The 25,860-nt window shown below is 65.0% G+C and carries 27 protein-coding genes; 9 read left to right on the top strand and 18 right to left on the bottom strand.

Annotation, left to right across the window (positions count from 1 at the left end; all coding sequences use genetic code 11):
- Positions 1–44: 44 nt before the first annotated feature.
- Complete coding sequence (lepA, locus tag IE224_RS13165) at positions 45–1,844, top strand: translation elongation factor 4 (protein ID WP_191311012.1); 1,800 nt, start codon at positions 45–47, stop codon at positions 1,842–1,844.
- Positions 1,845–1,894: 50 nt separating this feature from the next.
- Entirely contained in the window at positions 1,895–2,761 is an 867-nt protein-coding gene (locus tag IE224_RS13160) for a DUF7946 domain-containing protein (RefSeq protein ID WP_191311010.1), read from the top strand.
- Between the two features lie 175 nt (positions 2,762–2,936).
- On the opposite strand, the gene IE224_RS21510 is transcribed toward IE224_RS13160, so the two are convergent.
- Both IE224_RS21510 and IE224_RS21070 read right to left on the bottom strand, forming a co-directional pair.
- The gene (locus IE224_RS21510; RefSeq protein WP_417629228.1) at positions 2,937–3,260 is read right to left on the bottom strand and encodes an REP-associated tyrosine transposase; all 324 of its coding nucleotides are present in this window, start codon (positions 3,258–3,260) and stop codon (positions 2,937–2,939) included.
- Entirely contained in the window at positions 3,179–3,415 is a 237-nt protein-coding gene (locus IE224_RS21070; protein WP_229849375.1) for a transposase, read from the bottom strand. Before IE224_RS21070 ends, IE224_RS21510 begins: the two co-directional genes overlap by 82 nt.
- 125 nt (positions 3,416–3,540) lie before the next feature.
- Between IE224_RS21070 and IE224_RS13150 the strand changes: the two genes are divergently transcribed.
- Positions 3,541–4,023 (top strand): GAF domain-containing protein, encoded by a 483-nt coding sequence (locus IE224_RS13150; protein ID WP_191311008.1) that lies wholly within the window; start codon positions 3,541–3,543, stop codon positions 4,021–4,023.
- A gap of 3 nt (positions 4,024–4,026) precedes the next feature.
- Here IE224_RS13150 and IE224_RS13145 read toward each other — a convergent pair whose 3' ends face one another.
- The 7 genes from IE224_RS13145 to guaA form a co-directional block, all read right to left on the bottom strand.
- Entirely contained in the window at positions 4,027–4,407 is a 381-nt protein-coding gene (locus IE224_RS13145; protein WP_167622630.1) for a hypothetical protein, read from the bottom strand.
- Between the two features lie 66 nt (positions 4,408–4,473).
- Positions 4,474–4,611: an entericidin EcnAB gene (locus IE224_RS13140; protein ID WP_167622629.1), complete on the bottom strand. Its 138-nt coding sequence runs from the start codon at positions 4,609–4,611 to the stop codon at positions 4,474–4,476.
- A gap of 61 nt (positions 4,612–4,672) precedes the next feature.
- On the bottom strand, positions 4,673–5,056 hold the full coding sequence (gene rbsD, locus IE224_RS13135; protein WP_191311006.1) for a D-ribose pyranase: 384 nt from the start codon (positions 5,054–5,056) through the stop codon (positions 4,673–4,675).
- A 3-nt stretch (positions 5,057–5,059) separates the two neighbouring features.
- The gene (locus IE224_RS13130) at positions 5,060–6,250 is read right to left on the bottom strand and encodes a dipeptidase (protein ID WP_191311003.1); all 1,191 of its coding nucleotides are present in this window, start codon (positions 6,248–6,250) and stop codon (positions 5,060–5,062) included.
- 56 nt (positions 6,251–6,306) lie between these two features.
- Positions 6,307–8,124, bottom strand: coding sequence for a M3 family oligoendopeptidase (locus tag IE224_RS13125; RefSeq protein WP_191311001.1), 1,818 nt, complete (start codon positions 8,122–8,124; stop codon positions 6,307–6,309).
- Positions 8,125–8,189: 65 nt separating this feature from the next.
- Positions 8,190–8,996, bottom strand: coding sequence for a GNAT family N-acetyltransferase (locus IE224_RS13120; protein WP_191310999.1), 807 nt, complete (start codon positions 8,994–8,996; stop codon positions 8,190–8,192).
- Between the two features lie 26 nt (positions 8,997–9,022).
- The gene (gene guaA / locus IE224_RS13115; protein ID WP_191310997.1) at positions 9,023–10,582 is read right to left on the bottom strand and encodes a glutamine-hydrolyzing GMP synthase; all 1,560 of its coding nucleotides are present in this window, start codon (positions 10,580–10,582) and stop codon (positions 9,023–9,025) included.
- Between the two features lie 100 nt (positions 10,583–10,682).
- Here guaA and IE224_RS13110 point away from each other — a divergent pair, with 100 nt between their 5' ends.
- Positions 10,683–11,210 (top strand): CAP domain-containing protein, encoded by a 528-nt coding sequence (locus tag IE224_RS13110; protein WP_191310995.1) that lies wholly within the window; start codon positions 10,683–10,685, stop codon positions 11,208–11,210.
- Between the two features lie 25 nt (positions 11,211–11,235).
- Here the strand turns inward: IE224_RS13110 and IE224_RS13105 are convergent, their stop codons facing one another.
- The 7 genes from IE224_RS13105 to proS form a co-directional block, all read right to left on the bottom strand.
- On the bottom strand, positions 11,236–12,567 hold the full coding sequence (locus IE224_RS13105) for a branched-chain amino acid ABC transporter permease (RefSeq protein WP_191310993.1): 1,332 nt from the start codon (positions 12,565–12,567) through the stop codon (positions 11,236–11,238).
- Between the two features lie 12 nt (positions 12,568–12,579).
- Positions 12,580–13,587 carry a branched-chain amino acid ABC transporter permease gene (locus IE224_RS13100; protein ID WP_191310991.1) on the bottom strand — a complete coding sequence of 336 codons (1,008 nt, stop codon included), beginning with the start codon at positions 13,585–13,587 and terminating at the stop codon, positions 12,580–12,582.
- Positions 13,588–13,590: 3 nt separating this feature from the next.
- On the bottom strand, positions 13,591–14,424 hold the full coding sequence (locus IE224_RS13095; protein ID WP_167622620.1) for an ABC transporter ATP-binding protein: 834 nt from the start codon (positions 14,422–14,424) through the stop codon (positions 13,591–13,593).
- A complete protein-coding gene (locus tag IE224_RS13090) occupies positions 14,421–15,203 on the bottom strand; it encodes an ABC transporter ATP-binding protein (RefSeq protein WP_167622619.1) in 783 nt (260 codons plus the stop codon). The genes IE224_RS13095 and IE224_RS13090 overlap by 4 nt, the downstream gene beginning before the upstream one ends.
- A 113-nt stretch (positions 15,204–15,316) precedes the next feature.
- Entirely contained in the window at positions 15,317–16,501 is a 1,185-nt protein-coding gene (locus IE224_RS13085; RefSeq protein ID WP_167622618.1) for an ABC transporter substrate-binding protein, read from the bottom strand.
- Positions 16,502–16,614: 113 nt separating this feature from the next.
- Positions 16,615–17,106, bottom strand: a complete 492-nt coding sequence (locus IE224_RS13080; RefSeq protein ID WP_191310989.1) for a DUF2937 family protein — start codon at positions 17,104–17,106, stop codon at positions 16,615–16,617.
- Positions 17,103–18,464, bottom strand: a complete 1,362-nt coding sequence (gene proS / locus IE224_RS13075) for a proline--tRNA ligase (RefSeq protein WP_191310987.1) — start codon at positions 18,462–18,464, stop codon at positions 17,103–17,105. Before proS ends, IE224_RS13080 begins: the two co-directional genes overlap by 4 nt.
- A 131-nt stretch (positions 18,465–18,595) precedes the next feature.
- On the opposite strand from proS, the gene IE224_RS13070 reads away from it, so the two are divergent.
- The 4 genes from IE224_RS13070 to IE224_RS13055 are packed head-to-tail and all read left to right on the top strand — an operon-like array spanning position 18,596 to position 24,296.
- Complete coding sequence (locus IE224_RS13070; RefSeq protein ID WP_167622615.1) at positions 18,596–19,813, top strand: AI-2E family transporter; 1,218 nt, start codon at positions 18,596–18,598, stop codon at positions 19,811–19,813.
- 10 nt (positions 19,814–19,823) lie between these two features.
- Positions 19,824–20,558, top strand: coding sequence for a P-loop NTPase family protein (locus IE224_RS13065; protein WP_167622614.1), 735 nt, complete (start codon positions 19,824–19,826; stop codon positions 20,556–20,558).
- On the top strand, positions 20,545–22,710 hold the full coding sequence (locus IE224_RS13060) for an RNA degradosome polyphosphate kinase (RefSeq protein WP_167622613.1): 2,166 nt from the start codon (positions 20,545–20,547) through the stop codon (positions 22,708–22,710). The genes IE224_RS13065 and IE224_RS13060 overlap by 14 nt, the downstream gene beginning before the upstream one ends.
- 59 nt (positions 22,711–22,769) lie before the next feature.
- Positions 22,770–24,296, top strand: a complete 1,527-nt coding sequence (locus IE224_RS13055) for a Ppx/GppA family phosphatase (RefSeq protein ID WP_167622612.1) — start codon at positions 22,770–22,772, stop codon at positions 24,294–24,296.
- A 43-nt stretch (positions 24,297–24,339) separates the two neighbouring features.
- Here the strand turns inward: IE224_RS13055 and IE224_RS13050 are convergent, their stop codons facing one another.
- Complete coding sequence (locus IE224_RS13050) at positions 24,340–24,789, bottom strand: DUF892 family protein (protein WP_191310985.1); 450 nt, start codon at positions 24,787–24,789, stop codon at positions 24,340–24,342.
- Between the two features lie 130 nt (positions 24,790–24,919).
- On the opposite strand from IE224_RS13050, the gene IE224_RS13045 reads away from it, so the two are divergent.
- Positions 24,920–25,297, top strand: coding sequence for a DUF1622 domain-containing protein (locus IE224_RS13045; RefSeq protein ID WP_191310983.1), 378 nt, complete (start codon positions 24,920–24,922; stop codon positions 25,295–25,297).
- A gap of 137 nt (positions 25,298–25,434) precedes the next feature.
- On the opposite strand, the gene IE224_RS13040 is transcribed toward IE224_RS13045, so the two are convergent.
- Entirely contained in the window at positions 25,435–25,707 is a 273-nt protein-coding gene (locus IE224_RS13040) for a hypothetical protein (protein ID WP_167622609.1), read from the bottom strand.
- Between the last annotated feature and the right edge of the window lie 153 nt (positions 25,708–25,860).

The raw sequence follows: 25,860 nt of genomic DNA, 5'->3' as shown, positions 1-25,860 counted from the left end.
AAAATCCCCTTCCCGCAGGGCCAAAGCCCTTGTATAGCCCGGCCATGACCGAGCTTTCCCTGATCCGCAATTTCTCCATCGTGGCCCATATCGACCACGGCAAATCCACCCTGGCCGACCGGCTGATCCAGCTGACGGGCACTGTCGCCGAACGCGACATGAAGGCCCAGCTTCTGGACAGCATGGATATCGAGCGGGAACGCGGCATCACCATCAAGGCCAACACTGTCCGGATCAGCTATCCGGCCAAGGACGGCCGCACCTATGTGCTGAACCTGATCGACACGCCGGGCCATGTGGACTTCGCCTACGAGGTCAGCCGGTCCATGCGCGCGGTCGAAGGCTCGCTGCTGGTCGTGGATGCCTCCCAGGGGGTCGAGGCGCAGACCCTGGCCAATGTCTATCAGGCCATCGACGCGGGCCACGAGATCGTGCCGGTCCTGAACAAGATCGACCTGCCCGCCGCCGAACCCGACCGCGTCAAGGACAACATCGAGGAGGTGATCGGCATCGACGCACAGGACGCGATCCCGATCAGCGCCAAGACCGGCCTCGGCATCCCCGACGTGCTGGAAGCCATCGTGACGCGCCTTCCCGCGCCCAAGGGCGACCGCGACGCGCCGCTGAAGGCCATGCTGGTGGATTCCTGGTATGACGCCTATCTGGGCGTTGTCGTGATGATCCGCGTCATGGACGGCGTGATCCGCAAGGGCGACCGCGTGAAGATGATGCAGACCGGGGCGGTCTACGGCATCGACAAGCTGGCCGTGCTGACCCCGCAGATGGTGGACATCGCCGAACTGGGCCCGGGCGAGATCGGGGTCTTTACCGCTTCCATCAAGCAGGTCCGCGACACCCGCGTGGGCGACACCATCACCCATGAAAAGAAGGGCGCCGAGGCCGCGCTGCCCGGCTTCAAGCCAGCCCAGCCGGTGGTCTTCTGCGGGCTGTTCCCCGTGGACGCCAACGACTTCGAGGCCCTGCGCGACGCGATCGAGAAGCTGGCCTTGAACGACGCCTCCTTCAGCTATGAGATGGAGACCTCGGCTGCCCTTGGCTTCGGCTTCCGCTGCGGCTTCCTGGGTCTGCTGCATCTCGAGGTGATCCGCGACCGGCTGGAACGCGAATACGACTTGGACCTGATCACCACCGCCCCTTCGGTGGTCTTCAAGCTGCACATGCGCGACGGAGAGGTGCGCGACCTGCACAACCCCGCCGACATGCCCGACCTGACCCATGTGGACCATATCGAGGAGCCGCGCATCAAGGCCACGATCATGGTCCCCGACGAATACCTGGGCGACGTGCTGAAGCTGTGCCAGGACCGCCGCGGCATCCAGCTGGACCTGACCTATGCCGGCAACCGCGCCATGGTCGTCTATGACCTGCCCCTGGCCGAGGTCGTCTTCGACTTCTACGACCGCCTGAAATCCGTGACCAAGGGCTATGCCAGCTTCGACTATCAGATCAGCGAATACCGCGAGGATTTCCTGGTCAAGATGTCGATCCTGGTCAATGACGAGCCCGTGGACGCCCTGTCCATCATGGTCCACCGCGACCGCGCCGAGGCCCGTGGCCGCGTGATGGTGGAAAAGCTCAAGGAACTGATCCCCCGGCACATGTTCAAGATCCCGATCCAGGCGGCCATCGGCGCCCGCGTGATCGCGCGCGAGACACTGTCGGCCATGCGCAAGGACGTGACCGCCAAATGCTATGGCGGCGACGCGACGCGGAAAAAGAAGCTGCTGGAGAAGCAGAAGGCCGGCAAGAAGAAGATGCGCCAGTTCGGGAAAGTGGAGATCCCGCAGACGGCGTTTATTCAGGCGTTGAAGATGGATGGGTAGTGACTGACCCCAGCACTAAGACCGCATATAGTCATTAGGATTTTGGGTTTATGACAGAAACATTGATTGCAAAGTTGGATGGCGGTCTTGCGAGAACTGGTATGGTTCCTGCATTTGCTGCACTTGAAAGTGCTGAAGCCTTTTCCCAAGCTGTAAGTGTTATCATTCACTACGCTAGAAGTGGAGAGGTTCGTCGTAAGCGTATCAAGGACCTTGAGTCGGATCTACTTCTAGTTGGGACTCGCGAAGGTTCTTTTGAATTTATCTTTCAATATGCTGATCAGGCAGAACACCTTGGCGTTTTTGCAGCTAATGCTGTCGCAGGTGGAGTAACTTGGGATCTAATTAAACGGGTTTTTCTCACGGCAACCGGCCAACTGAGGCGCGAGCGTGTTGAAGAACTGGATGACAAGGTTCCGTCGGGAGACTTTGGTGCCCTGGTTCAGGCAACAGAACCAGCTATTCGCAAGGCGCATAATGTCATCAATCATGGATCTGGAAACATAACAATTTTTGTTAACGGAGATGATAATTCGATCCAGTTGAGCGGCGAAACAAAAGCCTACATGAACGAGGAAGTTTTTAATAACGAAGTTAGGTCCCAGCGGTTTCTAGTCACAAGCTATGATGGACGAAATAGGACCGGACGAATGTTCGATTTGGAAGCTGAGCAAGCGTTTACACTTGATCTGCTGGCTGATGCGGATCGTGAGAGCTTGGAGACGATTGTTGCGGCTGCGGGGGCATTCGCTTTGCGTGAAAAAGGCAAGTTTGATGCAAAGATGGAGGTGGTAGCTCGTTTCACATCCATTGACACAATGGATGGTCGTGCAAAGAGACTTAAAGTCTTAGCAGTCCGACGAGATTATAGCGACCTTGGCCCTGACGATGATGATGATTTGCTGCTTGATGAGTAATTGACACAGCAAGCGTTGGGTGCGTGCTTGCACGCACCGCTTCCTCGCCGCCGTCGCCAATGGTGCGTGTGAACACGCACCCTACGGGTTGCACGATCATCCGGGCGGTCTGCTCGCCCACTCTATGACCCGTTCCTCCCACCTCACCGACACACGGTGCGTGCAAGCACGCACCCTACGCCACCTTTCCGGCGGCCTTGTCGCGGTGGAATGACGAATACGGCCAATCCTCGGGCCGTTTCACATATCCATGTTTCACCGGATTGAACCAGCAATACCGCAGATGCGCCGCATGATCCTCGTCATGGCGGATATGATGTTCCCAGAACCGGCGCTGCCAGATGCCGCGTTCCTGCCGGGCGACATGGCTGCCGCGTAACGGTCCTGCTGGCAAGCCCCGAGAGAAGCGCGCCTTGATCAGCCGCCACTGGGTCGAATAATTGCAATCCCATCGGGCAGGCGCCAGAGGCAATGCAGGTGATCCGGCAGCACAACCCATGCATCCATCCCGAACGGCCGTTCCGCCTGCGTCGCCCTGACCGCCTCGCGCAGGCGATCAACCTCATCGACCAGCAGCCGACTGTCCCGCTGCGCCAAGGCGACGGTGAAGAAGATCGGGACGCCGGGCAGGCGGGGGCGGAGATAGCGCAACATGCGCCAACATCGCGCGCCTCGGTTTCCGGTCGGTTAACGGCGACCGATAAAAACCGAGGCATTTCGGGCATCGCCCGCAGCCCCTGCCGTGCTAGCCTGCAATCCTGTCGCTTAACGAGGATGCCATGCCCAGCCTTTCGCCCGCCCTGTCCGCCGTCGCCGAAAACACCGCCGATCACGCGGCCATTCAGCTGTCGCTGGAAACGGTGCGCGAAACGCTGGGGATGGAGGTTGCCTACCTGTCCGAATTCATGGACAGCCGCGCCGTCTTCCGCGCCGTCAGCGCCCCAGGGCTCGAGGCGATGATCCAGCCCAGCCAGAGCATGGATCTGCGCGAAATCTATTGCAAGCACATCATCGACGGCAATCTGCCCCGCCTGATGCCCGATACCAGTCGCCACAAGATCGCGACCGACCTGCCGATCACCCAGATGATCCCCATCGGCAGCCACCTGTCCGTGCCGGTCCATCGACCCGACGGCAGCGTCTTCGGCATGTTCTGCTTTCTCAGCCGCCAGCCGCGCCCCGACCTGACCGAGGACGCGCTTCACCTTGTCGAAACGCATTCCAACCTCGTGGCCAGCCGCCTGGGAACGCTTGCCGGCTGAACGTCAGTCGAAATAGGGCACGATCACCCGACAATAGCTGCCTACTGCCATCGCGGCCGGGATCGATCCGTCCCTTTGCCCGCTGCCGAATTGCGACAGGCCCGCGCCCTTGGCCGCCTTGGCGGGATCCAGCGTGAAGATGATCCCTTCCCCCGCCCCCCGCGGTTTGGGCGAGGCACGCCAGATGCGGGTCTTGCCGGGCAGCCCAAGGGCCCGCTGCGCGAAATCGCCAGCCGCGCACCAGTAGTCCGTATCGGCACGCCGCACATCGTGGATGACCGAGATCTCGGATGGGCCGGTCTGCACCGCCGTCATGCCGTTCTGGGCGGTAAAGGCCTGTGCCGGCAAGGGCAGCAGCAGCGCCGCGAGAAACATCAGTCGCATCGCAATCTCCTGTCCACGCAAGGATGCCGGAAGGTTCAAGGGCGGCCCCGGAAGGCCGCCCCTGGATCACATAGCCTCGGCCGTTTCCTGCTGGATCACCTGGCCCGCGGTCGAAACATCGCGGCCGATCCCCTGTGCCGTCTGGCAGCCTGCCAGCGTCATCATGGCAAGAATGGCGCCAAGGCCGATCAAGGTCTTCTGCATCCTTCTACTCCTTTGCACGATCTGCGACCGAACGCGGTTTGGCGCAGCGGGTTCCGCAAGGTCAGAAGGCGACGCCGGACCACAGGCAGACATTGGCATAGGGGGTGAACTCTCCGGTGCGCACGACGGCGTGGGCCTGGCCGGTCAGGGCCTTGAACGCCTGGTGCGCGACCTGGCGGGTCTCGCCCAGGTCACGGCCACGCAGTGCAGCGTCCAGATCGCCCGAAGCCTCGTCGGCCCAGGCCGCGCGTTCGACGACCATCTCGGCCAGAACGGCATCCAGCACGTCGAAGAACCGCGGCACACCGCGCGTCACGGCCAGGTCGATGCAGCGCACGCCCGGCGGGACGGGCAGGCCCGCATCGCCGATGACCAGCAGGTCGCCGTGACCCATCGCGGCGATAAGTCCGGACAGTTCCGAATGCAGCAGCTTCGTGCGTTTCATCGATCAGGCCTCTGGCAGGGTTTCGTTCAGATAACGGATCATGTTGGCGCCCATGACCTTGGTGATCTGATCCTCGGACAGTCCCTCGTCCATCAAGGCCTGGGTCAGCGCCGCAAGATTGGCCGCGTCGAACGGTACGCCGACCGAACCGTCGTAATCCGATCCCAGCGAAACGTGATCCTCGCCCACCAGGTCGATGGCGGCAACAATGGCTTCGGCGACATGGGCAGGCGTCGCGCCACAGACCACGTCGGCCCAGAAGCCGATCCCGATCACGCCGCCCTTTGCCGCGATCTGGCGCACCAGGTCATCGTCCAGGTTCCGGGCGCTGCCGCAATGGCCATGGATGCCGGTATGGGACAGGATCGGCCGAGCCTCGGGGATCGCCAGCACGTCCTGCACCATCAAGGGCGAGGCATGGGCGAGGTCGATCACCATGCCGCGGTCGATCATGGCCTGAACAACCTGCCGACCGAAATCCGACAAGCCCGACCCAGAGCCGCCTTCGCCGTGCAGGCTTCCGCCCAGTTCATTGTCGAAGAAATGGGTCAGTCCGATCAGCCGGAAGCCGGCCTCATGCAGAACGTCAAGATTGGCGATGTCCCCTTCCAGCGGGTGTCCGCCTTCCGACCCCAGAAGGGCGCCCAGCACGGGCTTCCCGCCGGCCCGCTCATCCAGCACGGCTTGCAGATCGCCACGCGTGCGGATCAGCCGCAACCGGTCCGGCGCTTGCTCGGCGGCCCGGGCAAGGGCCTCGGCCTGCACCAAGGCCCGCTCGCGCAGCGAGAACCAGGACCGCACCGGGCGCAACTGGCCCATGAAGAGCGGCGTGATATTGTCCGCCGCCTCGGTGCTGTTCTGGTCATAGTTCTGGCCGCGCGGACTTTTCGTGACGGTGGTGAAGACCTGCACCGCCACATTGCCTTCAATCAGGCGCGGCACGTCGGTATGGCCGCGATCGGCACGGCGCAGGATGTCGCGGTCCCACAAAAGCGCGTCGGAATGCCAGTCGCCGATCACCAGCCGGTCATGCAGCGCCTGCGCCTCGTTCGACACCGGCCAGCCTTCGGCGGGCATCCGCAGCGGGTTCAGTGCCCGTTCGACATAGCCCGGCGCAAGAACAAAGAAGGCCGCCGCAGCCACGACCACCAGCACCGCCACAGCCACAAGGATCCGTTTCAGCATCGCCACCATCTTCTGTGCAAAAATATCCGCGGGGAAATCCGCGCAGCGGATGGGGGCGGCACCCCCTATGCCTCCAATGCCTCAAGCTCGTCGATAAAGCCCTCGATCATGGACAGCCCCTTGTCCCAGAACCGGGGGTCCGAGGCGTCCAGCCCGAAGGGGGCCAGCAGCTCCTTGTGGTGCTTCGATCCGCCGGCGGACAGCAGGTCGAAATACTTCCCCTGGAAATCGGGCAGCCCAGCCTCGTAGGTGGCGTAAAGCGCGTTCACCAGCCCGTCGCCGAAGGCATAGGCATAGACGTAGAAGGGCGAATGCACGAAATGGGGCACATAGGTCCAGAAGGTCTCGTATCCGGGCATGAACTCGAAGACCGGCCCCAGGCTTTCGTGCTGCACCGACATCCACAGCGCATTGATGTCGTCGGGGGTCAGTTCCCCTTCGGCGCGCGCCGCGTGCAGCTTGCATTCGAAGTCATAGAAGGCGATCTGACGGACGACCGTGTTGATCATATCCTCGACCTTGCCGGCCAGCAGGGCCTTTTTCTCGGCCGGGTCGGTGGTCTTGGCCAAAAGGGCGCGGAAGGTCAGCATCTCGCCAAAGACCGACGCGGTTTCCGCCAGCGTCAGGGGGGTGGATGACAACAGTTCGCCCTGGCCTGCCGCCAGACGCTGGTGGACGCCGTGGCCCAGTTCATGGGCCAGCGTCATCACGTCGCGCGGCTTGCCCAGATAGTTCAGCAGGACGTAGGGATGGACCGTCGTCACGGTCGGATGGGCGAAGGCGCCCGGCGCCTTGCCGGGGGTGACGGCGGCGTCGATCCAGCCCTTGTCGAAGAAGGGCTCGGCCAGTTCCGCCAGCCGGGGCGAAAAGCCCCCATAGGCATCCAGCACGGTCTGGCGCGCCTCGTCCCAGCCGATGGTGCGGGCAGGGGCGGTCGGCAGCGGCGCGTTGCGGTCCCAGACCTGCAGCTTGTCCAGGCCCAGCCATTTTGCCTTAAGGGCATAGTAACGATGCGACAGGCGCGGATAGGCGGCAGTGACGGCATTGCGCAGCGCCTCGACCACCTCGGGTTCCACATGGTTCGACAGGTGACGGCCATGCTGGGGCGTGGGCATCTTGCGCCACTTGTCCTCGATGGCCTTCTCCTTGGCCAGGGTGTTGTGGACCCGCGCGAACAAGGTGACGTTCTTGCCAAAGACCTCGGCCAAGGCATGGGCGGCGGCCTCGCGGCGCGACCTGTCATGGTCGGTCAGCAGGTTCAGCGTGGCTTCCAGGCCCATCACCTCGCCATCGACCTTGAACTCGAGCGCGGCGGTGGTTTCGTCGAACAGCCGGTTCCAGGCAGCGGCGCCGACCACGGACGCGTCGTGCAGGAACTGCTCCAGCTCGTCGGAAAGCTGGTGGGGCCGCATTGCCCGCATCCGGTCGAACATCGGCTTGTAGCGCGCGGGACCGTCGGCTGCCGCAAAGACCGCTTCATAGGTCGTGTCGGGGATGCGGTTGAATTCCAGGCTGAAGAAGACCAGCGGCGTGGTGATGTCGGTGATGCGGCCCTGCAGGTCGCCCATCATCTTGGCCCGCGCCGGATCGGTCGTGTTCTGGTAATAGCGCAGCCCGGCATATGACATGATCCGCCCGGCGGTGATGTCGATGCGCTGATAGGTTTCGATGCAGGCCAGCATCTCGGCCGGGGTCAGGTCGGCCAGCTTGCCCTGATAGCGGGCGGCGAAAGCCGTGACTTCGGATTCCAGCAGGGCGATGTCGGCAGTCAGTTCGGCGGAATCGGGCGCGGGATAAAGGTCGGTCAGATCCCACGTTGGAAGGTTTCCAAACTCGCTGCCCGAGACCGGCTCGCGCGCATCGTAAATCGGTTGTCCTGCCATGCGGATTCCTTTCATGCTTGTCACAGATGTAACCCAGCCTGACCGTTCCGCAAGGCTGACCGCGCCTAAAGGGCGGCGAAAGCCGGGGCGTGGCGGATGGCGGTGCCGCGGGGCAGATCCCCGATCATCTGCAACCCTGGCCCGGCATAGGGGGAAACCAGATCGGCAGGCAGAAAACCCAGCGGTCCGTAATAGGCCGGATCGCCCAGCACCACGACCGAGGCTTCATCGGCCCAGGACACGGCCTCGCGGACCAGGGCCGTGCCGATGCCAAGCCGCTGCGCCTTTGGCGCGACCGCGACGGGGGCAAGCGCATGGGCGGGGCGATCCGCCGACAGGGGCGACAGGGCGGCATGGCCAAGGATGGTGCCACCGGCATCGGCCACCAGCGACAGCGACAGGTCGCCATCTGCGCGCAACCGGCGTACCAGTTGCGCCTCGGCCTCGCCGTCAAAGGCTTCGCGCAGCAGGGCGTCGATGGCGTCCAGATCCTGCCGGGTTTCGCGCCGGATGACCGGGATCACCTCGAGGCGGTGAAGATCGCGGGTGATGCCCGTACTGTCGCGGCCCCAGTCGCTGGCCCTTGTCCTTGCACCATGCGCGGCAAAGGCATCGGCGTCGAGAAACAGTTCGGACAGGTTCCAGACCAGCGGATCTTCGTCCTGCCACATCTCGAAGCGCAGGCAGCCCGGTTCCTCGCGGCTTTGCCGGATGTGATCGGGCAGCAGCGACAGGGCCGTCATCATCTGCCCTGCATCAGCACAGATCAGCCGCCCCGTCACCCCCAGCATCGGCGCCATCATCGGCACGGGCGTGCCCTTGGACTCGTGATGGTGGCGGGGGTGGTGGTGGTGGCCGCAGGCGCAGGTCATGATGGTCCTTTCGATGCCTCAGATGGTCATTCCCATTCGATCGTGCCCGGCGGCTTCGAGGTGATGTCATAGGTGCAGCGGTTGATGCCCTTGACCTCGTTGATGATGCGGGTCGCGGTCTCGCCCAGGAACTCGTGCGTGAAGGGATAGTAATCCGCCGTCATCCCGTCCACGGATGTGACAGCCCGCAGCGCGCAGGCAAAGTCATAGGTGCGCCCGTCGCCCATGACGCCCACGGTGCGGACCGGAAGGATGGCGACAAAGGCCTGCCAGATCTCGTCATACAGGCCGTGCCTGCGGATCTGGTCGATGAAGACGGCATCCGCCCTGCGCAGGATGTCCAGCTTTTCGCGGGTGATCTCTCCGGGGCAGCGGATGGCGAGGCCGGGGCCGGGAAAGGGATGGCGGCCGATGAACTTGTCGGGCAGGCCCAGTTCGCGGCCCAGGGCGCGGACCTCGTCCTTGAAAAGCTCGCGCAGGGGCTCGACCAGCTTCAGTCCCATCTTCTCGGGCAGGCCGCCGACATTGTGGTGCGACTTGATCGTGACGGACGGGCCGCCGCTGAAGCTGACGCTTTCGATCACGTCTGGATAAAGCGTCCCTTGGGCCAGGAACTCGGCCCCCTCGATGGCGGATGCGTAGCGCTGGAACACGTCGATGAACAGCCGCCCGATGGTCTTGCGCTTGACCTCGGGGTCGCTGACGCCTTCCAGGGCGCCCAGGAACAGTTCGGATTCGTCGGCGTGGATCAGCGGGATGTTGTAGTTGTCGCGGAACATCGTCACGACTTCCTCGGCCTCGTTGAGCCGCAGAAGACCGTGGTCCACGAAGACGCAGGTCAACTGGTCGCCGATCGCCTCGTGGATCAGCACTGCGGCGACCGAGGAATCGACTCCGCCGGACAGGCCGCAGATGACCTTCTTGTCGCCGACCTGTTCGCGGATCTTGCGGATCGCCTCGTCGCGATAACCGGCCATGGTCCAGTCGCCGGTAAAGCCGGCCAGCCGGACGAAGTTCTCCAGCATGGTGCGGCCGCGCGGGGTGTGGTGGACCTCGGGGTGGAACTGCACGCCATAGAAGCGGCGCGATTCGTCAGCGATCATCGCGAAGGGCGCATTGGGCGAGACGCCGATCACCTCGAAGCCCGGCGCAAGCGCGGTCACGCGGTCGCCATGGCTCATCCAGACCTCCTCGCGACCCGCATCGAACAGGCCCGCGAAGATGCCGTCGCCCTTGTGGCCCGGGGCCGGGGCGATGAAGGCGCGCCCGTATTCGGCGTGGTGCCCTCCTTCGACCGCGCCGCCCAGCTGCTCCATCATCACCTGCTGGCCATAGCAGATTCCGAAGATCGGCACGCCCAAGTCAAAGACCGCCTGCGGGGCGCGGGGGCTGCCCGTGCGCGTCACGCTGTCCGGTCCGCCGGACAGGATCACGGCCTGCGGATTCAAGCCGCGCAGGATGTCGTCCGTCAGCAGGTTGTATGGGTGGATTTCGCAGAAGACGTTCAGCTCGCGCAGGCGGCGCGCGATCAGCTGCGTCACCTGGCTGCCGAAGTCGATGATAAGAAGGCGCTGATGCTGGGTCATGGATGCGCTTTAAGCGCGCCCATGCCGCCGCGCAAGGGACTTGGCGGCAGGAACTGCCCGGCGCGCGCCGGCGTTGGCCCGGGCAATAGCCGGGGTTTTCATGTCCACCTTCCGCATCCTTTCCACCGCAGCCGCATTGGCGGCACTTGCCGCCTGTCAGCAGGGGGCGGAACTGGAAATGCCCTGGGGCCGGACCGCCGCCCCCGCAGAACAATCCCTGGCCGCGCAATGCGCCTCCGATCCCACGATCAGCGCCCAGCTTGACAGCGCCGTCAACGCGGCGCGGCAGGCCGAGGGCAAGACCCTGCTGGACAGCGCCCCCCTGCTGGCGCAGGCCGCGCAAAGCCATGCCTGCGACATGGCGCAAAGGGGGCGGCTGGATGTCGAGGGATCGAACGGGTCCAGCGTCGTGGACCGGGCGCGGGCGGTCGGCTATCCGGCCTGCGGCGTGGTTCAACTGGTCAGCCGCGGCGGCGGCCCGGCCCAGGCAGTCAGCGGCTGGCTGGGGACCGAGGCGCAGCGGACGGAACTTCTGGGCCAGACCAGCCGCCAGGTTGGCAGCGGGTCTGCCCAGGGCGCGGGCGGGATGACCTATTACAGCGTCGTTCTGGGCGACAACTGCGCATGAAAAAGGGGCCTTGCGGCCCCTTTCCTTATTTTTCGGGAACCAGGCCCCGTGGCGCGAAGCGCAGCACCATAAGCAGCACCAGCCCCATCGCGATAAAGCGCATATGCGGCGCGCTGCCCAGAAGATGCGCCTTGATGTCGCCGTCGGGCAGGGGGCCGACAAGGACGCCGATCAGGTTCGGGCCCCAGACTTCGGCCTTGATCCACAGGAACCAGATCAGCACCGCGCCCAGCACCGAGCCCCAGTTGTTGCCGGACCCGCCCACGATCACCATCACCCAGATCAGGAAGGTATAGCGCAGCGGGTTGAAGCTGGTCGGCGCCAGCAGCCCGTCCAGCGTGATCATCATCGCGCCCGCGACGCCGATCACAGCAGAACCCAGAACGAAGACCTGCAGGTGGCGGGCGGTGACGTCCTTGCCCATCGCCTCGGCCGCGGTTTCGTTGTCGCGGATGGCGCGCATCATCCGCCCCCAGGGCGATTTCAGCGCCAGTTCGGCCAGAAGGATGATGACCAGCAGCACCACCAGGAACAGCGACATGTAGCACAGCTTGACCCAGATGCCCGAGGCCTCGGCCACGCCGAAACCCCAGCCGGCGGCGAAGTCGGCAAAGGCCGGGTTCTGCTGCAGTTCGGTCTCGTAGGGGACGGGCCGGGGGATGGCCGCGATGTTCTTGACGCCGCGGGCCAGCCAGTCCTCGTTGCGCATGACCGCCACGATGATCTCGCCGATGCCGAGGGTGGCGATCGCCAGATAGTCCGAGCGAAGCCCAAGCGCGACCTTGCCCACCGCCCACGCGGCGGCTGCAGCGAATGCGCCGCCGACCAGCCAGGACAGCAGGATCGGCAGGCCCAAGCCGCCGATATTGCCGGTGCGGGCCGGGTCGTTTGCCTCGATCGCGGTGACGGCGGGGTCGAACAGCCAGCGATAGGCGACAAGGCCCACCAGCAGGACAAGTGCGACGGTCCAGACCTTGCGGGTGCGGCCATAGACGATGCGCGCAAGCGCCAGCGTCCCCAGGCCCACGAGCAGCGAAAGGATCAGGCGCGGCCCGCCCGCGGCCCATGCGCCCTCGACCGGGGGCAGGGACACCAGGACCGGGGCCAGGCCGCCGATGGCCAGAAAGCCCACGACGCCCGTGTTGAACAGGCCCGCATAACCCCATTGCATGTTCACGCCCAGGGCCGTGATGGCCGAGATCAGGCCCATGTTCAGGATCGCCAGCGAGGTGTTCCACGAGCCCGAGAACATGCCGTTCCTGACCGTGCCCTCCAGCACGAACAGCGCGGCGAGGATCGCGAACAGGACGGGTGCGCGCCAGGGGCTGGATGCGGCGGCTTGACGGTTGGATGACATGACGGACCTCCCTTACACCGACTTGCCGCGGAACAGCCCGGTCGGGCGGAACAGCAGGACCACGATCAGGATGACGAAGCTGACGGCGAACTTGTATTCCGTCCCCAAGAGTTGCAGCAGCCCCCCCGGCTGCCAGTCGGGGAACAGGTATCCCGCGACCTTGACCCAAGGATAGGTCACCGCGACCTCGGAAAAGGCGACAAGAAAGCCGCCCGCGATGGCGCCGACCGGGTTGCCCAGGCCCCCCACGATGGCCGCCGCGAAGATCGGCAGCAGGATCTGGAAATAGTTGAAGGGCCGGAAGGACTTGTCCAGGCCATAGAGGACGCCGGCGATGGTCATCAGCCCGGCGGCGATGATCCAGGTCAGGCGCACCACGCGTTCGGGGTCGATGCCCGACAGCAGCGCCAGATCCTCGTTATCGGAATAGGCGCGCATGGCCTTGCCAGACTTGGTGCGGTTCAGGAACCAGAACAGCGCGGCGCAGACGATCACGGTGACGACCACCGTCAGCGCCTGGGTGGACCGCAGGGCCAGCCCCTCGACCAGGCCGCTCCATTCCCGGAAGTCGCGCACGGCGATGATGAAGCGCGCGCCGTCGTCGAAGCGCTGCTCATCGACGCCGATCAGCAGGCGCGTCAGCCCGTTCATCACGAACATCACGCCGACCGAGGCCATGACGAAGATGATCGGCGCAGCCTTCTGCGCGCGGTAGAACCGATAGACCGCCCGGTCGGTGCCCAGGACCAGCAGCGCCGTCGCGGCAATGCCAAAGGGCAGCGCCAGCAGCGCGGTCGGCAGCGGCCCCAGCGAAATGCCAAGCGATTGCAGGCCCCAGGTCACCAGGATGGTGATCGCGGTGCCGAAGGCCATCGTGTCGCCATGGGCGAAGTTCGAAAACCGCAGGATCGCATAGATCAGCGTCACCCCAAGCGCGCCAAGCGCAAGCTGCGCGCCATAGGCGGCGGCGGGGATGAAGACGAAGTTCAGAAAGGCCACGAGGGCATTGAGGATATCCAAGGCTCAGCCCCCCAGGAAGGTGCGACGCACCTCGTCGTTCTGCATCAGTTCGTGACCGGTGCCGGTATGGGCATTTGCGCCCTGCACCAGCACATAGGCCTTGTCGGCGATCATCATCGCCTGCTTGGCATTCTGTTCGACCATCAGCACCGGCAGCCCGCCGCGTGCGATGGCGATGATGCGGTCGAACAATTCGTCCATGACGATGGGGCTGACGCCCGCGGTGGGTTCGTCCAGCATCAGGACGGAGGGCTGGGTCATCAGGGCCCGGCCCACCGCCACCTGCTGGCGCTGCCCGCCCGAGAGCTCGCCCGCGGCCTGGCGGCGCTTGGCGGCGACGGCGGGGAACAGGTCATAGACCTGCTCCATCGTGCGGCGGATGTCGTCCTTGCGGATGAAGGCCCCCATCTCCAGGTTCTCCTCGACCGTCATGGACGGGAAGATGTTGTTGACCTGCGGCACGAAGCCCATGCCCGCCTTGACGCGGTCCTGGGGGTTCAGCGCGGTGATGTCGCGCCCGTCCAGGCGGACGCTGCCCTTACGCAGGTTCAGCATCCCGAAGATCGCCTTCATGGCGGTGGACTTGCCCGCGCCATTCGGACCGACGATCACGGCGATCTGGCCGCGTTCGACCGCGATGGTGCAATCGTGCAGGATGTCGGCGCCCTTGCCGTATCCGCCGGTCATGTTCTCGCCGATCAGGAAGGGATCGCCCGCATGACCCTGTCGGACGGGGCCGGATCGGCGGGTGCCGTCGATGGTGCCACGCCCGTTGGGGTTCACGACGGACAGGTCGCGATTGCCGCGCTTGCCGAAGACTGCGTCCTGATCGCTCATGCGCCCACCATGTCCTTGTTCTTGAGGCCGGTGCCCAGATAGGCCTCGATCACGGCCTCGTTCTGCATGATGTCGGAGGCGCTTCCCTTGGCCAGGACCTTTCCCTCGGCCATGACGATGACCGGGTCGCACAGCTTGCCGATGAAATCCATGTCGTGTTCGATCACGCAGAAGGTATAGCCGCGTTCCTTGTTCAGCCGGATGATCGCATCCGCGATGGTCATCAGCAGGGTGCGGTTCACGCCCGCGCCGACTTCGTCCAGGAACACGACCTTGGCATCGACCATCATGGTCCGGCCAAGCTCCAGAAGCTTCTTCTGGCCGCCGGACAGGTTGCCGGCCTTTTCATGGGTCAGGTGCCGGATGGTCAGGAAGTCCAGGACCTCGTCGGCCTTCCTGCGCAGGGCGGTTTCCTCGCGCTCGATCCGGCCGCGCTGGAACCAGGTCTTCCAGATCGTCTCGCCCGACTGGGCGCCCGGCACCATCATCAGGTTCTCGCGCACGGTCATGGACGAAAACTCGTGCGCCAGCTGGAAGGTGCGCAGCAGCCCCTTGTGGAACAGCGCGTGCGGCGGCAGGCCGGTGATGTCCTCGCCATCCATGAAGACGCGACCCGATGTCGGCGGCAGCACGCCCGCGATTACGTTGAACAGCGTGGACTTGCCCGCGCCGTTCGGTCCGATCAGCCCGGTGATCGACCCTGTCTCGATCGTCAGGCTGGCACCATCGACGGCGCGGAAGCCCCCGAAATGCCGGTGAAGGTCCTCGACCCTGATCATTCGTTTAACCCCGTCTTCACGCCATTGGTGAAGTGTGACCGCATTCAGCGGCTTTTGTCATGAAAAATGGCCCGGCAACCGCGTGGCTGCCGGGCCGGAGCATTCCTTACACGTCAGCGATAGCCGACGACAGTCATTTCTCCGTTGTCGAAGCTGACCTCGCGGTAGACGCCGGCGCTTTCGCCCGCGCCCACCATCTCGATCGAGGAGGCGCCGACATAGTCGATGTCACCGCCGCCGTTCAGGATCTCCAGCCCCTTGGCCAGTTCGCCCGGCAGGATCTTCTCGCCCGGCTCGTTGGCGACATCCATGACGTTGTTCTTCCAGACATTGGGATCGCTGGACTTGGCGGCGGCCATGGACAGCATCATCAGCGCGGCGGCATCATAGGCCTCGGCCGAATAGGCGCTCGTGCCGTCGAAGCCTGCTTCCTCGGCCATGGCCAGGAACTTCTCGCGGCCCTCGCCCTCGGCTGCGGGGTTCTGGCCGAAGCTGCCGTCGATTTCCGAACCGAAGTTGTCCACCAGGGCTTGGCCGACCATGCCGTCGGGGAAGACGAAGGTGTCAAAGGCGCCGGTGTCCAGTGCCGCGCGGACCACGCCCGAGCCGCCCTGGTCCACATAACCCACGACCACCAGGGCGTCGCCGCCCGCCGCCGCAAGGGCCGCAACCTCGGCCGAATAGTCTGCCTTGCCGTCGTCATGGGCGGCGTTCACCGTCACGGTGCCACCCTTTTCCTGGAAGGACGAGGCGAAGGCATCCGCCAGGCCCTTGCCATAGTCGTTGTTGGTATAGGTGATCGCGGCGTTCTGGATGCCCTTTTCCATCATGATCTCGGCCATCACTTCGCCCTGGCGGGCATCGGAAGGCGAGGTGCGGAAGAACAGCCCGTTATCCTCGATCGTGGACAGCGCGGGCGAGGTCGCGGAAGGCGAGATCATCACCACGCCGTTCGGCACGGCCACGTTCTGCAGCGAGGCGATCGCCTCGCCCGAGCACATGCCGCCGACGATGCCCTTGACCCCTTCGGCAGTGATCAGGCGTTCGACCGTCGCCGTCGCGGCGGCGGCGTCGATGCAGGTCGAATCGCCCTGAACCGCAGTCACGGTCGAACCGTCCAGCAGCAGGCCGGAATCGGTGACCTCTTTCATGGCCAGTTCAGCGCCCGAGGCCATGCCCGGCGCCATGGATTCCAGCGGCCCGGTAAAGCCCAGCGAGATCCCCAGCTTGACGTCCTCGGCAGAGGCGGCACCGGCCAGCAGGGCACCTGCAGCAGTGGCCAGAAGAAGTTTTTTCATTGATTGTCTCCCAGTTGGAACAATGTCCTGCGCCGCACGTTAGAAGCGCCCTGTTCAAAAGAAAAGCAGGATAATATCAACAATCCTTGCCTTTTCAGGCTGGTGACGCATGGTCAACGCCAGCCGAGGCGGTCCTGCGGGCGCCTGAACAGCAGGCCGGGCAGGGCAGTCAGCAGCCATCCCAGCACCAGCCCGATCCCCGCCGCCCAAAGGCCCGCAACCGTCACGGGGATCGCGGGCCGGAAGTCGCCCCAGGTCGCGGCCAGGGTTTCCGCGTCGCGCAGCCGGTGAGGCAGCAGCATCCGTTCCAGCGGCCCGGCGATCCGCAGCATCTGCAGGTCCGCGCTCGCCCGGTCCAGGCGGACGAAGACCTCGCGCATGTTGGACTGGTGTGCGTCGCGAAAGGCGCTGCCCGACAGATCCGCCAGGGCTTGGTCGCGGGTCAGCCCGGCGGCCCGGGCGCTGGCGTCGAACTGGGCGGCAACGCGGGACAGCGCATCGACCTGCCCGCCAAGCCGCTGGACATACTGGTCCGAAAAGGCCGGGAACTGCGACAAGGCGATGGCAAGGCAGACCGCCACCGCCAGCCGCAGAAGTCCGATCACCTGTCCTGAACCTTCAGGCCCAGAACCGGCGCATAGACCTGTTCCAGCCGGGCGATGGCCTCCTTGGGTGACATCTCCTCGGTCGCGCCCGTGCGGCGGTTGGTCAGTTCGACCTTGTTTGCGGCCAGCCCGCGCGGGCCGACGGTGATCCGCCAGGGCAGGCCGATCAAATCCATGGTGGCGAACTTGGCCCCCGCCCGGTCGTCGCGGTCGTCGTAAAGCGGATCGAGGCCACGCGCCTGCAGTTCCGCATAGATCGCGTCGCAGGCGCTGTCGGTGGAATTGTCGCCCTGCTTCAGGTTGACGATGCCGACGTGGAAGGGGGTCACGCCTTCGGGCCAGACGATGCCGCGATCGTCGTGGTTGGCCTCGATGATCGCGCCCAGCAGGCGGGACACGCCGATGCCGTGGCTGCCCATGTGGACGGGAACGCGCTGCCCGTCCGGGCCGACGACCGTGGCGCCCATCGGTTCGGAATATTTGGTGCCGAAGTAGAAGATCTGGCCCACCTCGATCCCGCGCGCGGTGCGGCGGCGTTCCTCGGGGACTTCGGCGAAGACGGCTTCGTCATGGGTCTCGTCGGTGCGGGCGTAGCGGCTGGTGAACTCCTCCAGCACGGCCTGGCACTGTTCGACGCTGTCATAGTTGATCTGCCGGTCGCCGAAGGTCAGGTCGGTGATCTGGCTGTCATAGAAGACCTCGGATTCGCCCGTCTCGGCCAGCACTAGGAATTCATGGGTGTAATCACCGCCGATCGGGCCGCCGTCCGCGCGCATCGGGATGGCCTGCAGGCCCATGCGTTCATAGGTCCGCAGATAGCTGACCAGGTGGCGGTTATAGGCGTGCAGCGCGTCTTCCTTGGTCAGGTCGAAGTTGTAGCCGTCCTTCATCAGGAACTCGCGGCCCCGCATCACGCCGAAGCGGGGGCGGATCTCGTCGCGGAACTTCCACTGGACGTGATACAGCGTCAGCGGCAGGTCCTTGTAGCTGTTCACATGGCTGCGGAAGATGTCGGTGATCATCTCCTCGTTCGTGGGACCATACAGCAGGTCGCGCTTGTGGCGGTCCTGGATGCGCAGCATCTCCTCGCCATAGTCGTCGTAGCGGCCGCTTTCGCGCCACAGGTCGGCCGATTGCAGCGTGGGCATCAGCAGGGGGATGTGGCCCGCGCGCTGTTGTTCCTCGTGGACGATCTGCTCGACGCGGCGAAGCACCTTGAAGCCCAGCGGCAGCCAGGAATAGATCCCCGCGGTTTGCTGCTTGATCATTCCGGCGCGCAGCATCAGCCGGTGGCTGACGATCTGCGCCTCTTTCGGGTCTTCCTTCAGCACCGGCAGGAAATAGCGCGACAAACGCATGGGCGGGATCCTTTGAGCGTATACGGCGCAAACCGTTAGCGGATCGGTCCTGCCTTGCCAAGAACCGCCCGCTTGCAACTGGCGCCTGTCGCGTTCACATTCCGGGCCAACACTCGCATCAGGAACCGGCCATGCGCATACCGATACACAAGCAGCTGATGTGGTGGGGGGTGGCTGCGGTGACGCTGCTGCTGGCGATGTGGCTGCTGGGCCAGGCGATCCTGCCCTTCATCCTGGGCGCGGGCGTGGCCTATCTGCTGGACCCGGTGGCCGATCGGCTGGAACGGTCGGGCCTGTCGCGGGTCATGTCGGTCGTAGTCATCACCGTGATCGCCGTGCTGGCCTTTGCCGGGGTGGTCCTGCTGGTGGTGCCGATCATGCTGCGCCAGGCAACCTCGCTGATCGAGACCGCGCCCGAGATGATCGAGCAGGGCCGGCTGTTCCTGTCCGCCCGCTTCCCCGAGCTTTTGCCCGCGAATGGCGATATCGGCACTGCCCTGACCGACCTGGGCGCGGCCATGGGCGAACAGATGGGAACCGTCGCGTCGAGCCTGCTGTCTTCGGTGGGCGGCATCATCAGCGCCATCGCGATCCTGGTGATCGTGCCGGTCGTGGCCTTCTACCTGCTGCTGGACTGGGATCACCTGGTTGACCGCATCGACACGCTGCTGCCGCGCGAACACGCCCCCACCCTGCGCCGCCTGTCGCGGGAAATCGATGAGGCGCTGTCGGGCTTTGTGCGCGGGCAGGGACTGGTGATCCTGATCCTGGGCACCTGGTATTCCATCGGCCTGATGATCGTGGGCCTGCCATTCGGCTTCTTCATCGGCATCATGGCCGCGATGCTGTCCTTCATCCCCTATGTCGGCGTGCTGATCGGCGGGGCAACGGCCATCGGCGTCGCCCTGTTCAGCTTCTGGGGCGACCCGCTGTGGATCGGGCTTGTGATCGCGATCTTCGCCATCGGCCAGATCGTCGAGGGCAATTATCTGCAACCCAAGATCGTGGGGCACCATGTCGGGCTGCATCCGGTCTGGCTGCTGCTGGCCTTGTCGGTCTTCGGCGCGCTGTTCGGCTTTGTCGGCATGGTCATGGCCGTGCCGCTGGCCGCGGCCCTTGGGGTGATCGGGCGGTTCCTGACGCAGCGGTATCAGGAAAGCGCGCTGTTCACGGGCCAGGCGCTTCCCCCCGATCCCGGCCAGCCGATGCTGGTCGAGATCGTGCCGGAAGGCACCGTCGCCAGTTCCATTCGCGAGGCGCGCATCCGCGCCGACCAGAACCGCGCCCAGGGCCAGATCGAGATCATGCGCGAGGAAATGTCGCGCCGGCATCCCGAACCAGAAGCGTGACCGCCGCCCGATGACCGTCACGTCCCGCCAGCTGACCCTGGATCTGACCACGCCGCCCGCCCATTCGCGCGCCGACTTCCTGCCAGCATCCGCCAACCGCGCCGCGCTTGCGGCCCTGGATGCCCCGCAGGACTGGCCGCAGGGGCGGATGCTGCTGATCGGGCCGGAAGGCGCGGGCAAGTCGCATCTGGCGGCCTTCTGGGCCGCCGAGAACGGCGCGCGGCGCATGAAGGCCTCGGCGCTGCGGCCGGACGCGGCGGATGGGCTTGCGACGGAAGGCGGGGCCCTTGTGATCGAGGATGCCGACCGGGCGGGCCGCGCGGCAGGGGCGGAACAGGCGCTGTTCCACCTGTGGAACCTGTGTGCGCCGCGCGACTGCCTGCTGCTGCTGACCGCCCGCACGCCGCCGCGCGACTGGGGGCTGGTGCTGCCGGACCTGCGGTCGCGCATGGACGCGATGCCCCAGGTCCGGCTGATGCCGCCCGATGAATCGCTGCTGGCCGCCGTGCTGGTCAAGCTGTTCGCCGACCGCCAGCAGGCGGTGCCTGCCGACCTGATCGACTGGCTTGTCCTGCACATGCCGCGCGACCTGGGGCTGGCCCGCCAGCTTGTGGCCGCCGTCGATCAGGCCGCCATGGCCGACAAGCGCCCGATCACCCGCCGCCTTGCCGCCGAACTGCTGGCCCGGCTTTCCGAACCCGACTCCCACCTGTTCCCTGAAAGTCAGGACCATGACGCAAGCTGATTTCCTTCGGACACCCTTTCCCGAACCCCAGGATCTGCCCGAGGGGGTTCCCCAGGACGGCTCGCGCTTCTTCAACCGGGAAATCAGCTGGCTGTCCTTCAACTGGCGCGTCCTGGACGAGGCGCGCAATCCCCGCGTGCCCCTGCTGGAACGGCTGCGCTTCGTGTCGATCAGCGCCACCAACCTGGACGAGTTTTACACCGTCCGCGTCGCGGGCCTGCGCGAACTGGTGCGCGAGGGGAACGCCACGCCTTCGGACGACGGGCTGACGCCTGCGGAACAATTAGCGATGATCAACGCCGACGCCCGCCGCCTGATGGGCGCGCAGCAGGGCGTCTGGAACCGCATCCGTCGCGAGATGGAGGAAGCGGGCATCGTCATCCTGTCCCGGTCCCGCCTGACCCGCGCCGAGGAGGAGTTCCTGCACGACCATTTCGAGCGCAAGGTTTTCCCGGTCCTCTCGCCCTTGGCCATCGACCCGGCGCATCCCTTTCCCTTCATTCCCAATGCCGGCTTTTCGCTGGCGCTGGAACTGGCGCGCGAAACCGACGGGCGGCAGATGCAGGCGCTTTTGCCCATCCCCGCGCAGTTGACGCGTTTCGTGCCCCTGCCGGGCGGCGAACGCTTCCTGCGGCTGGAAGATCTGTTGCTGATGCACCTGTCCTCGCTGTTCCCCGGCTATCGCGACACGGGCCATTGCGCCTTCCGCGTGTTGCGCGACAGCGACCTTGAGGTCGAGGAAGAAGCCGAGGATCTGGTCCGCGAATTCGAAACCGCGCTGAAGCGGCGCCGCCGCGGCAGCGTCATCCGGCTGAAGATCACGCGCGGCGCGCCCGACCGCCTGCGCCGCCTGATCATGGAGGAGCTTGAGGTCGGCCCCGACGAGGTGATCGAGGTCGAGGGGCTGCTGGGCGTGGCGGACCTGTCCGAACTGGTGCTGGACAGCCGGCGCGACCTTCTGTGGCCCGCCTTCACGCCGCGCGTTCCCGAACGGGTGCAGGACCATGACGGGGACATGTTCTCGGCCATCAAGCAGAAGGACATGCTGCTGCACCATCCCTATGAAACCTTCGACATGGTGGTGCGCTTCCTTGCCCAGGCCGCGCGCGATCCGAACGTGCTGGCGATCAAGCAGACGCTGTATCGCACCAGCCGCGACAGCCCCATCGTCGACGCCCTCTGCGAGGCTGCGGAATCCGGCAAGTCGGTCACGGCGCTTGTCGAACTCAAGGCCCGCTTCGACGAGGCCGCGAACATCCGCCAGTCACGCCGGCTTGAACGGGCAGGCGCCCATGTCGTCTATGGCTTCGTGAACTACAAGACCCATGCCAAGATCAGCACGGTCGTTCGGCGCGAAGGGGACAACCTGGTCACCTATACCCATTACGGAACCGGCAACTATCACCCGATCACCGCGCGCATCTATACCGACCTGTCGCTGTTCACCTGTGACCCGGCGCTTGGCCGGGACGCGACCAAGGTCTTCAACTACCTGTCCGGTTACGTGCAGCCAGCCGGGCTGGAAAACATTTCCATCTCGCCCATCGATCTCAAGGACCGGCTGATCTCCCTGATCGCGCGCGAGGCCGAACTGTCGCGGCAGGGGCGGCCTGCGGCAATCTGGGCCAAGATGAACTCGCTGATCGAAAAGGACGTGATCGACGCGCTTTACGCGGCCAGTGCCGCGGGGGTGAAGATCAGCCTTGTGGTGCGCGGCATATGCGGCATCCGGCCGGGCATCCGGGGCCTGTCGGAAAACATCCGCGTCAAGTCCATCGTCGGGCGATACCTGGAACATTCGCGCATCGTCTGCTTCGGCAACGGCTTCGGCCTGCCCTCGAAGCGGGCGCGGGTCTTCATCAGCTCGGCAGACTGGATGGACCGCAACCTGAACCGGCGGGTGGAAACCTTGGTCGAATGCGTGAACGACACCGTCAAGGCGCAGATCGTCAGCCAGATCATGGCCGCCAACATGGCGGACGAGGCGCAAAGCTGGCTGTTGCAACCCGATGGCCGCTTCGTGCGCTATCTTCCCGAGGGGCGCGACGACCTGTTCAACTGTCACCGCTTCTTCATGGATCATCCGTCACTGTCCGGCCGGGGCACGGCGGGCGCCGGGGACGTTCCGGCACTGACCCATTCGAATGATTGACCCGGCCGCCCGGTCGGGTCATTAACGGCCGCAATGCGAGCCCAGCAGGAGAGGCGGGGATGAACGGCGTGCGCACGACGACCGGCAAGAAGGTCGAGCCTTTCGGCAAGATGTTCGCAACCCTTCCCAAGCGCGCCCTGTCGCGTGTGGGCGTGGTGGACGTGGGATCGAACTCGATCCGCATGGTCGTCTTCGATGGCGCGGCGCGGTCGCCCGCCTATTTCTACAACGAAAAGGTCATGGCGGGCCTTGGCGCCAAGATGGCGCAGACCGGCCGCCTGAACCCCGAGGGGGTCGAGCGCGGCTTTGCCGCCCTGCAGCGGTTTGCAGCACTTGCCAAGGGCATGGACATCGACCCGCTGACCTGCGTGGCCACCGCCGCCGTGCGCGAGGCCGCCGACGGACCCGAGTTCCAAGCCCGCGTCGAACGCGAGACCGGCATCAGGATGTTCGTGATCGACGGCGAGGAAGAGGCGCGGCTGTCCGCCCAGGGGGTGCTGCTGGGCTGGCCGGATGCGAAAGGGCTGGTCTGCGACATCGGCGGCAACTCGATGGAACTGGCCGAGGTCGCGGACGGCAAGGTCGGCAACCGCGTCTCGTCACAGCTTGGTCCCTTCCGGTTGCAACAGGTTCCCGGCGGCAAGGATGGCCTGCGCAAGCATATCATGAAGGTGATGGCAGGGCTGGCCGAGGTGATGGGCACCCATCACGAGCGCATCTATCTGGTCGGCGGATCCTGGCGCGCGATCGCCCGGCTGGACATGGAGCGCGTGTCCTATCCCATGACCGTGCTGCACGAATACCGGCTGACCCCTTCCGCCGTCGCCGACACCGTTGCCTGGATCGGCGCCCATGACCTGGCCGACCTACGCGCGCGGACCGGCATCTCGAACTCGCGCATGGAACTGGTGCCGCTGGCGGCCCAGGTGCTGTCGCAACTTGCCGAAACGTTCCAGCCGAAGGAACTGGCCGTCAGCAGCTATGGCATCCGCGAAGGGCTGCTTTACGAGCAGATGCCCGACAGCCTGCGCAAGCGCGACCCGCTGATCGAGGCCGCCCGCTTCACCGAACGCCAGATGGCGCGGATGCCGGGATCGGGCAAGAAGCTGTATCACTTCCTGCTGCCGCTGTTCGAGGACCTGCCGCCGGAACGCGACCGCCTTGTCCGCGCTGCCTGCCTTTTGCATGACACAAGCTGGCGCGCCCATCCCGACTATCGCGCCGAGGCCTGCTTCGACAACGTGACCCGTGCCAACATGGCGGCGCTGTCCCATCCGGAACGGGTTTTCCTGGGCCTCGCGCTGCTGCACCGCTACAAGAACAGCCGGGCAAATTCGCCCATGGCGCCCTTGTTCAAGCTGCTGGACGACGCCCAGATCAAGGAGGCCGAGGTGCTGGGCAAGGCCATGCGCTTTGGTGCGATGCTGGCGCTTGATGATCCTGCGGATGCGGGCAAGCTGGTCATGAAGGACCGGCAGTTGCGCCTGCAACTGACCGCGACCGGGCGAAAGCTGATGGGAGAGGTGGCCGAATCCCGCTTCCGGTCGCTGTGCAGCGCCCTGGAGGTCGAGCCGGTCTTCGTCTGAGAAGCGCGCCCGGGCCCGGGGCCGGACGCGTTGGTTGTTCGGCCTAAATGGCCTCTGACGTGCGCACCATCCATTCGCGATGGTGCTGTTCGTCCGCCAGGGCCTTCTGGAAGAAGGCGCGCGACTTCTCGATGGCGTCGGGATGGGCCGAGGCGCGCTCATAGGCGGTCACGGTGTCGTTTTCGTTGGTGGCCATCGCCTTCAGGATGGCCCCGTCGCCGAACAGATCCGCCAGGGCGATCTTGCCGGTGGTCAGCATCTGCTTCATGTCGCCTTCCTGCGGTGCCTCGGCCCCGGTCTCGGCGGCCATTTCCTGAAGAACCTCGAGATGCTGCAGGTGATCCCTCCGGAACGCCTCGACCTGCTGGGACAGGGTGGCGTCCGACAGGCGCTCGATGGTGGATTCATAGGCCGCGATCGCATCATGTTCCAGCAGGATCAGGTTGCGGACCAGGTCGCGGATATTGTCTTCAGTGCCGACGGTGGTAGCCATGCTTGCCTCGCTTCGGTTGCTGTCTGCGTTGGGTGTCTGCGTTGGTTGTCTGCGGGCTGAACCTTTGGCCGCCGCCGTTGGTTCCGACAGGACGGGCCGCTCGGGCTGCTTGAACGACAGGATCACGCCTATGGAAACCTTTTCGCTATCCGATCATCTTGGCCCGCTGACGCCGGCTTTCGAATGGATGGTGGTCGTCATCGAGTTGTTCGCGATCCTCATCCTGATCGCGGGGCTGGTTCAAGCCGTCCGCGCCTTCGCCTCGGGCGAGGCCAGGGCATGCGAGGGCCATGAACGCGGCCACCGCCTGAACCTCGGCCGACTGACGCTGGGCCGCCACATCCTGTCGGGGCTAGAGGTTCTGATCGTGGCCGACCTGATCCGCACCATGCTGCACCTGAACGCCGAAAACATCCTGCTGCTTGGCGGGCTTGTGACGATCCGGTCGCTGATCTCGTTCTTCCTGGAAAGGGAATTGACCCATCTGGAAAAGGACGAGTCTTCCTGAAAGACGGGGTCCACAGTCAGAATGGCCGGGCCTGGCATTTCTGCTGGATCCAGCCTTTCCGTTGAGCTGCCCTTCTGGCCAAAGGCCTTTGGTGCCGTTGTGCCGCTGCCGCCCGTGCCGGCTCATGGCGCCTGCGGCTACAACTGGCCCTCGACTTCAAGGGGCGGCTCTTCCACGACAACCGCCCCCTCGACATAAACGCCCTCCGCAAACGATCCCGGTTCCATGCCGCTGCCGTCGCCATAGCCGGCATCGGCACCGATGTCTGCGCCGCCGGGGCGGCGCGGCTCGACGGTCTGCGCGACCCAGCCATCTGCGCAAAAGGTGCTGCTGCCGCTGGTGCTGCAGGCGCGCGCAGGGCCGGCAAGACCCAAGGCCGTCAGGATCAGCAGTGCGAGAAAACGGTTCATGGAACATCCCTGCAGGGTTCATGACCATCCGATACAGCGGATTCCTGAACAGGGGGTTAGCGGGCAAAAGAAAAGGGCGCCTTCTGGCGCCCTTTTCCCGTGTTTTTCCTGATGCAGGCGTTTGCTTACATCATGCCGCCCATGCCGCCCATG

The sequence above is a fragment of the Paracoccus aerius genome, from assembly GCF_014656455.1.
Taxonomy (GTDB): Bacteria; Pseudomonadota; Alphaproteobacteria; order Rhodobacterales; family Rhodobacteraceae; genus Paracoccus; species Paracoccus aerius.
The sequence above is the reverse complement of the archived record's forward strand: the minus strand, read 5'-3'. Positions and strand labels throughout refer to the sequence as shown.